Annotated in this window: 1 protein-coding gene; it reads left to right on the top strand. The window is 59.9% G+C overall.

Features of this window, described 5'->3' with window-relative positions:
* Nucleotides 1-88: 88 nt before the first annotated feature.
* Nucleotides 89-9,283 (top strand): hypothetical protein, encoded by a 9,195-nt coding sequence (locus tag ACZO3G_RS10875; protein ID WP_486847181.1) that lies wholly within the window; start codon nt 89-91, stop codon nt 9,281-9,283.
* Nucleotides 9,284-9,294: the final 11 nt, after the last annotated feature.

Below are 9,294 nucleotides of genomic sequence, written 5' to 3'. Positions count from 1 at the left end.
CAAGAGCGGCGAAGAAAACGGCCACGAAGAAAACGCCCCGTCGGAGGTGACGGAGGCGAGCACCGCCGTGCCCGCGAGCGCGGACGGGGTGTACACCGTCAGGGCGTTCCGCGGCGAAAACCTGCTGCGCGCGGCGGCCTTTTCCGCCCCGGCGGCGACTGCGGCAGAGAGCAGCCTTGAGACCGTTTACTGGAACCCCGACCCGGCGTTCCAGGACGTGGATCAAACAATCCCCGGAGGAAACGACGACGCGGCCGGGAACAGTGCGCTGGCGTCGGTAAAGACGCTGGAACAGGCGCTGTGGCTTGTCCAGCCGAACGGAACGATTGTCTGCATGAGCATGTGCAGCGATACCTATCATAAGGAAGAGGAAGGCGATGCTTCGACCTACACCTTCGACGGAAAAAATGCGACGATTAAACGCTGGAACAAGTATCTTTCCGGCCCGTACTTTTACATTGACAAGGGAGTCAATCTGTCGCTTACAAATCTGACGCTGTCCAACACGACAGAGAGCGGCGGCTCCGCTGCGGATTCCGTCGTGACGCTCGCGGACGGCACGCTGACCGCCGGCGCCGGGCTCACGATGGGCGGACCGGTCTATTTCGAGCAGCGCCCGACCGCCCCCGGAATCATCTTTACACAGGCGCCTGCCGCTCCCTATCCGATCAAATTCGCCCCAAACGTCGATCCGTTTACCAGCGCGTTTGACGCGGCTTCCGCTCCGGAGACGATCACGGCGGACAATCTGGAAAGTTACCTGGCGCTGGACGGCAGCGTCAATGAGGCCAAGGACCCGCAGTGGGCGCTGCGCGTCAAGCCCGGAACGGGCAACGAACGGATCATGCAGGCCTACCCGATCGTCACCTACACGGCGATCTACCTCTCGGGGACAGGCGACGACAACAACGACGGTGCGACGGCAAATACGCCGGTCGCGACCTTTGCGCGCGCAAAAGAGCTGCTGCTCACAGAATTAAAGGGCAGCGGAGTCATCTATATCTGCGGGAGCACGGTCGCGGTCACCGGGGCAGAGACATGGTCTCTGCCGCCGGCAAACTTCCCGTCGGCCAAGGTAGTGAAATACAGCGGCTTCACCGGATCTTCCATGGTCAGCGTGACAGGAGCGCTCACGCTTGCAGACATTACCTTTGAAAGCGACAAAACCATTCTTCAGACAAGCGTAGACGCCGCCTTGCTGAAGATTACCTCCGGGACAAAGCTTGACTATACTGGTACGGATACCGCGGTAACTTTGTCAGATGGGACAGCGTCGATGACCGGCGGGGAGATCGTCGGAACGTCCGAAAAGGGAACCGGCGTGAGCGTAAAAGGTGCCGCGACATTTAATATGTCTGCCGGGAGCATCGACAAATTTTCATTTGGAATAAAGAATTCTGGCGTTACGACGATCTCCGGAACGGCGGCGGTTTCTTCAGCGACCGGCGCTTATACGAATTGGATAATGACCTTCTCGAATGCAGCCATTTCTGGTTCGTCCTGCGGCGTCGAGATTGCCAGCGGTGGAAATTTCATCATGGAAAGCGGGACGGTTTCGGGCGCTTCGGGTAAACAAGCGGTGCTATGCAGCAATGGGACATTCGATATGAATGGCGGTACGGTCACGGGTGGAACTTCCTATGGCGTGATGCTGTCCGGGACCTCCGCGGAGTTCAATCTGTCTGGGGGCACGGTTTCCGCGCTCAACCCCACGGAACAAAGCGCAGTCTATGCGAACTCGCCCGGATTCACGCTCAATGCCGCGGCTGCAACGGTCAACGGCCGGATCAGCCTGCCGGACCCGACTTATGTGATCAATCTGTCGGGCGTGCCGGGCGTCGGCAAGACGTTTGACGTGGCCGTAGGACCGAGTCATACCTCCGGCGTCAGCGTGGTGGTTCCCACCAACCCGCTTACAGACGCTTCAAGCTATGAGGCGCATTTTATCCTCAAAAATTACACTGACAAATTTACGATCGGCGGTTATGGAAATGACCTGATTCTGCTTGAAATCGGGATATATCTTGATGGCCAAAATGGAGGCGACGGCAATACCGGCCGCTCTCCCGCGCAGGCGGTCAAGACCTTTGCCGAGGCGAAAACGAAGCTCATAGGACTTGCGCAAGAGCAAAAAGATAATACAAGCTTTGTCCCGCATATCTTCCTCTGCGGCGAGGTGACGGTGAGTTCGGGTGCGGAAACTTGGGACCTGAAGGAGGTTAACGCAATCAAATCCGGCTGGACGGCGGACATCCGTCGGTTCACCAATAAGAACTTCAAGCCGGTCTATCTTGTTCAGATATCGGGCGGCAGTGTGACGCTCTCCAACATCGTCGTGGACGGCCTCCAGGACATATCCCCCGGACTGCAATCCACAATGGACCTGTTTCGGGTGACGGGTGGGAGCCTGACGCTTGGGGAGAACACGACCCTTCAGGGCGCCTACCTCAGCGCGGCGCGGGTGTCGGGCGGGTCGCTCACAATGGGAGACGGCGCGCTTGTCACGGGGAATGGGAGGACAAATAGCACCAGCGGTACGGCGGCCGTCGTGGTTGGCGCGAGCGGCACGTTTACGATGAACGGTGGGCGGATCACCAATAACGAGGCATATAACGCGGTGGTCCTTTCCGGGAGCGGCGCGCGCTTCGAGTTGCATGGCGGCGAAATCAGCAACGGATCGTCCAATGCGATTTATACAAGCGGTGTGCGTCTCAGCGCGGCAAACGCGGTATTCGACATGGACGGCGGCACGATCTCCGGCTTTAAAAATACCCGCAACTACGGCGGCGGCGTGTGGCTCAGTTCTGGCGCGGCGTTCGATATGTCCGGAGGCACAATCACCGGGAACAGCTCAGGCTCCAGCTCCAACGGTTATGGCGGCGGCGGTGTCTATGTGTCGTCGGGTGCGACCTTCAAGCTTTCGGAAGAAGGAATCATTCGCGGGAATACGGCCCCATACGGAACGGGAGGCGGCGTGTATATCGCTTCCGGCGCGAACTTTTCCATGGCCGGCGGGCATCTCCGCGGAAATACGGCGAAGGATTCCGGGTCGAACAATATTTATTCCGTCAATGCTGCAAAATTTGAAATTGGCGGCGAGATTGACGTCAACGACGGCGTGATGCTATGGGACGACGGCACCGCGAGCCACAATGTAACCCCAATCACACTGACAGCTGCATTGTCCCAGCGCACGCCGCCAACAGGACTTGCCGCGGTCAGCGCCATTAAGTTAACGATTTCCGAATACTATCTTGGGGAAATTGTCGTAAACGGCAAAGATCAAGGCCTCCCCGCGGCCCAGTATCTGAACGAGGGGGGCATTCAATTCATACTGGCGGCCGCGCCGGCAAAGACGATGCGCCTCATGGCGGATCCGGACGGCACGACGACCCCGTCGAACATTGTCGCGGCGGGGTGGAACGTCTATATCTCCGGGACCGGCAGCGACGGGGACGGCTATGGCTGGAGCCCAAAGAAGCCGGCTAAGACCTTTGCGCACGCGAAGGAGCTCTTGCAGACCATTGCCGATATCCCCGAAGGCGGAGAGGCCAATATCCTCGTCTGCGGGACGGTGAACGTGACGACAAGTGAAAATAACGGGATTTGGGCCATGACGACGGACAGCGGAAGTCCGATCATGGTTGGCGGCCGCACGCCCGTTTTGCGCCGGATGCGCGGCTTTACGGGTACCATGGTCGGCATGACGGGCGGCACGCTGACGCTGCAAAATATCACAATTGACGGCGATGCGGCGGCGGGCAGCGAAACCAGCTATCTCGTCAGCCAGTCGGGCGGCACGTTCACGATCGCGGACGGCGCACTGCTCCAAAACAATGGGACCTTCAGCGGCAGCGCGGGTGTCAACGTATCGGGCAGCGGCTCCCACTTCTCGATGACCGGCGGCGAGATTTCCAACAACTATTACGGGCTGAAGATTTCCACCGCGACGGATGTCGTCCAGTCTGGGGGAGGAATCACCAGCAACGCCAGCCATGGGGTGTATTTGGATAGCGGCGCTTTTACGCTGGAGGAGGAGAAGGACAGCACGGGTACAGTGATTTCGGAAGGACGTATTTCCGAGAATTCTAGTGGTGCCTCTAGTGGTGTCTATGTCTCTTCTGGAAGTTTTACGATGTCTGGCGGAACAATTAACGAAAATTATTCGGGTGTCTCTGTCTCCGGTTCCGGCAGCTTTAAAATGAGCGGAGGAACGGTCGACGGGAATAACGGCTACGGTGTTGGTTGTTCAGGATTTTTCCAGATGGATGGCGGAAAGATTAGCCGCAACAAGGGTGGAGTTTATGTAAGCTACGGTAATATTATAATGAATGACGGGGAGATCAGCGGAAACAACGCAGGTCATGGAGGCGGTGTCAGCATCGGCTATTCCGGAAATTTTACAATGAATGGTGGGAAAATCAGCGGGAACACATCACAGTATGGCGGCGGTATCTATGGCTATGCCGACTATTCCCGCCACGGCAGATTCACGATGAATGGTGGGGAGATCAGCGGTAACACGGGAACTGTCAGGGGCGGCGGCATCTATGCCAGTGATTATATCGAATTAATCATGACCGATGGGAAAATTCGTGGAAACATGGGAAGCGAAGGTGTCTATATCAATCGTGGCACTTTTACGATGAGCGGCGGAATGATTGATGAAAACACGAACAGCAATGGCGTTTATCTCAATATTGGCAGTTTTACAATGAGCGGCGGGACGATCAGTGGGAACACGGCGTCTAACGGAGCAGGTGTCTATCTTGAGGCCGGCACCTTTACGATGAGCGGCGGAACAATTAGCGGAAATACAGCGAAAAATAACGGCGGCGGACTTTACAACATCGGGGGAGCCGCCGTGATCACGGGCGGCGAGATCACCGGGAATACCGCTGGTCAAGGCGCAGGCTGCTATTGTTCTGGGAGCGCCACCACCACCTTCAAAGGCGGGCGAGTGTCCGGAAACATCCTTTTGAACGCGGCCGGCGTGGGCAGGGGCGTCTATGTCGCGTCCCCGAACTTCATCCTTGAGGGCGGCGGCGCGGATCTCGCGGACGGCGTCTACCTGAGCAGCAACGCGTACCCGATCAAGCTGTCCCGGACGATCCGGCAGGCGGGCCGCCGGTACAACGTGGAGCTGGCGACGCCGGCCGTGGCTTCCGCAAACGGCTTCAGGGTCGGCGACAGTGTGGTGATCCCCGAGGGTACGCTCGAGAGCGCGGCCCCAAACCTGCGCTACTTTGCGACCGATTACGAGGGCGCGGTGCTCGACCGCGGCACGGGAAACAAGGCCAAAAATATCGTCCTCAAAAAGATCATCTTCGTGGACGGCGTGAAGGGCAGCGATCAGAACGACGGCAGCACGCCCGACCTCGCATATAAGACCTTCGCGGCGGCGAAAGCGGCGCTGGGAAGCGATCCGGGCAACATCTACATCTGCGGGAAGCTCACGGTTTCCGCAGACGAAAATTGGAGCCTTGGGGCGGACCAGTCCCTGCGGCGCTATTCGGGCTTTGCCGTGGCGGGCAAGTACAGCTATGCGCCCTATCGCGGCGACATGATCGAGGTGACGGGCGGCACGCTGACCCTTGGCGGGATTACGATCCTGGGCCGTCACGACGCGGATCAGGGCTTCACCGCGGACGGCTCGATCATCAAGGTGAACGACGGAATCGTCACGATGGGCGCGGGCACGACGCTCGCGAACAACACGACGACCGGCAATGGCGGCGCGGTAAACATCGTCTCGGGGACGCTTACGATGGACGGCGGCACGATCGAGAACACACAGGCCGCAAAGGGCGGCGCGATCTACCAGGGGGACAAATTCCTGGTCGGCGGGGCTGTGTCGGTTGAAGGCAGCGTCTATCTGGCGGGCGGCGGAAACGCGGCGACCAGCAAATACATCGAGCTTACGACAACCTCCGGCAGCGCGCTTTCCGTGGATATGGCGGACGCCTACGCGGGCCGCGCGGTGGTGCAGTATCCGTCTGGGAAAACGCCCGACGACACAGAAAAGGCAAAGTATACCCTTGCGCCGGATATCCTGGCGCAATATAAGCTCAACAACCGGAGTCAGCCCGCGGCCAATATCCTCGAACTGCAGGAAAAGGGCATCGTCTACATCGACGGCGTGGGCGGAAGCGACGGTCGTGACGGCACGACTCCCGATACGGCGGTCCAGACGCTCAAGCGCGCCTACGAACTGCTTGCGGAGCAGGGTGGCGTCATCTACGTCGTGGATAACGTCTCTGTCACAGGCAGCGTCACGCTGGCTGACCGGCAGTATACTGACGGCGACGGGACGGTTGCGATCGGCGGGCCGGTGGTGATCCGGCGCTACTCCGTGCCGACGAATCCGCCCTCAACCGGTTTTACCAGCGAAAAGGCGAAGCGGAGCCATACCGGCATGCTCTTTACCGTGAACGACGGGGGATTCGTCGTCTCGGGCGTGACAATCGACGGCCACAGCGCGGCGCTCAACACCGGCAGCCCCAAAACTACGGCCCCGGCGGTGGAGGCGCAATCCCCGCTGATCGGAGTCACGGCGAGCGGCGTCCTGATCGTTGGGGAGGGCACGGCGCTCCAAAACAACAACAATATCAGCGAGTCCGTCTTTGGCGGCGCGGTCTTTAATGCCGGGAATTTCCGGATGACTGGCGGCGCAATCGCCAACACCGGGGCGGCCAAGGGTGCGGCGGTCTATCAAAACGGCAGCTTCCTTGTGAGCGGCGGCCCGTCGATCGTGGGAGAAATCTATCTGACGGTCGGCAAAATAATGGGCAAAACAGACAAGAAGATCATCGAGGTAATGGGTGACTTCGCGCCCACAAACTCGCTGCTGGTCAACATGGACGGCGCGGAAAACGGCCGCAACGTGGTCAAGTATCCGGATCCAATTGTGGACGCCGACGTCTCCAAACGGCTCGCGGACTACACCCTCGCGGACGAGATCGCCGCGCTATACACGCTCGGCCGGAAGGACGTAGATAACAGTATCCTCGAACTGCAGGCGAAGAACGCGGTCTACATCAACGGCGTAAGCGGCGACGACGGCAAAGACGGCAATACGCCGGCAGCCGCCGTCAGGACGCTGAAAACCGCATTTGACAAGCTCGCAAGCCTGAAAGGCGGCACCCTCTATGTGGTGGACACCGTCAATGTGAGCAGCGCGCGGATTACCGCCGGGACGGATGAAACGACAGGCGCGGCGAGCACGAGCTACAGCGGCGAGGGCGGCAGCGTCTCCATCGCGGGCGGGGTGCTCATCAAGCGCTATGCCCAACCGGACAACATCTCCGGCCTCACCGGATTTGGCGTGGCCGACAACCAAAACGCGCTCTTCAACGTGACCGGAAGCCTGACGCTCGACGGGATCACGTTGGACGGGCATGCAAAAGCCGTCACGGGCGGAAAACAGGAGGTCGTCGCGGGCGGAGTAACGGCGAAAGCGCCTCTGATTACCGTCGCGGCGGACGGACTGCTCACGACGGACAACGGCGCGCGCCTGCAAAATAACGCCAACAGCGGCGACGGCGGCGCGGTGGCCAACAGCGGCACCTTCCGGATGGACGGCGGTTCGATCACCGGGAACCGTGCGGCAAACGGCGCGGGCGTCTGGCAGAACGGCACCTTCCGGCTCGGCGCGAACTTGCCCACGCTCGGGACGGACCAGACGGTCTATCTGACGGCGGGCGCCGACGGAAAGACCGCGAAGGTCATCAACGTTGATTCCGCGCTTGAAAGCGGTGCGAAGGTCTCCGTCGACATGGATAGAACCACACCGCCGGATGGCGTTTACGAAGCGGGCAGGGATGTGGCCGTGTTCGCGGAGGGAGCCGCGTCCTATAACGACGTGGCCAACGACGCGGCGCGCTTCGTCCTTCCCGACAATATCACGGAGGAGTTCGCACTGGTCAAATCCGCGACCGAGCAAAACACGCTCGAGCTCGGCCTGCCCTTCCACTTCACCACCACGCCGGACGACATGTTCGTGCGGGTGGGGGACAAGGTGACCTTTACGGCTGACGTCTCCACAAGCTCGGCTGCGGATGTCAAGCTGTACGATAAAAACGGAGTCGAAATGGAGGCATCCTCCCGCGACGATATGCCGGAGGAGATGTCCTTCCGGGCGGTGGTGCGCTCGAACAACGAAAGCACCTCGACTGTGAGCTTTACCTTCCAGCCCGAGGCCGGAACCCGCGCGGGGGAATACTATCTGACCGCGACCGACGCGAACGGCGTCACGGCAAAGAGCGACCCGTTCTTCCTCTCCCTCTACGAGGCGGGCACGCTGACGGCGCAATCGACCGACGCGGCGGCGGAGGCCCCGCACACCGACACGCAAACCCTCACGGTGTATAACGGCTACGGCGTGGATAAAACGGTCACCTCCACCGGCGTGGGGCTCTTGGATGGAATGGGGATTTTACTGGGCATGGACACGCCCACGATCGGGTTCGCGACGGAGCAGGAGATCAACGAGAACTTTAAGCTCTGGACGGCGGACGACGCGATGTACAAGTTCAACTTCAAGGTGGACGGCGATGAGCTGAATTCCTCCACGGTGCTTCCCGGGATGAAGATACCCGCCAACGGGTACGCCTCCTGGACGGTGACGCTAAAAAACGCCAACGCCCTCAACGCGGCCCAGACCAAAAAACTGCTGATCAAGGAGTGTAAAATCGGCGAAACGCCGCTGACCGGCTTGTCGACCGGAGGGGCCTCCATGATGGGGCTGGACGTCCCGACGGCTGCGAACATGGAGGTGCCGTTTGAGACGGAAACCGCCCGCCTCGACGTGACGGTGCCGCTTTCGATCACCGTCTGTGTGGCGAAGGACGGCACGCTCGCACAGCCGAGCGCGGACAGGATGTATGTGGAGAACCGCTCCGCGTTCCCGGTCAATACGCAGGTAAAACCGATGTTGACGCGGTTGGCCGCGGACAGTGGTGATGCGATGCGGCAGATCGACGCGCCGAAAATCGGGGAAGGGACCGACTACGATCTGGCGATCCGCCCGCTTGACGTTCCTCCACAGACGGCTCCCATTGCATTTAAAACCGGCGATTCGAGCAGTGCGGAATCGAGGGGGCTGGTCATTGTGGTCTTCCAAGATTTCGCGGAGATCCCGTGGAACCAAAAGTGCACCTTTGATTTCCTCAGCAATCAAATGCCCAGCGGGCAGGGCGAAAACGGCGCGCCCGCGAACTACAGCTACCAGATTACCTTTAAAGCGTCGATCGCCGGGGAGCCCCAAATGGGGATCCTGCAATAAAACGTGTGAAA

The organism is Anaerotruncus sp., from assembly GCF_057433415.1.
This window is presented reverse-complemented; position numbering and strand designations above follow the sequence as displayed.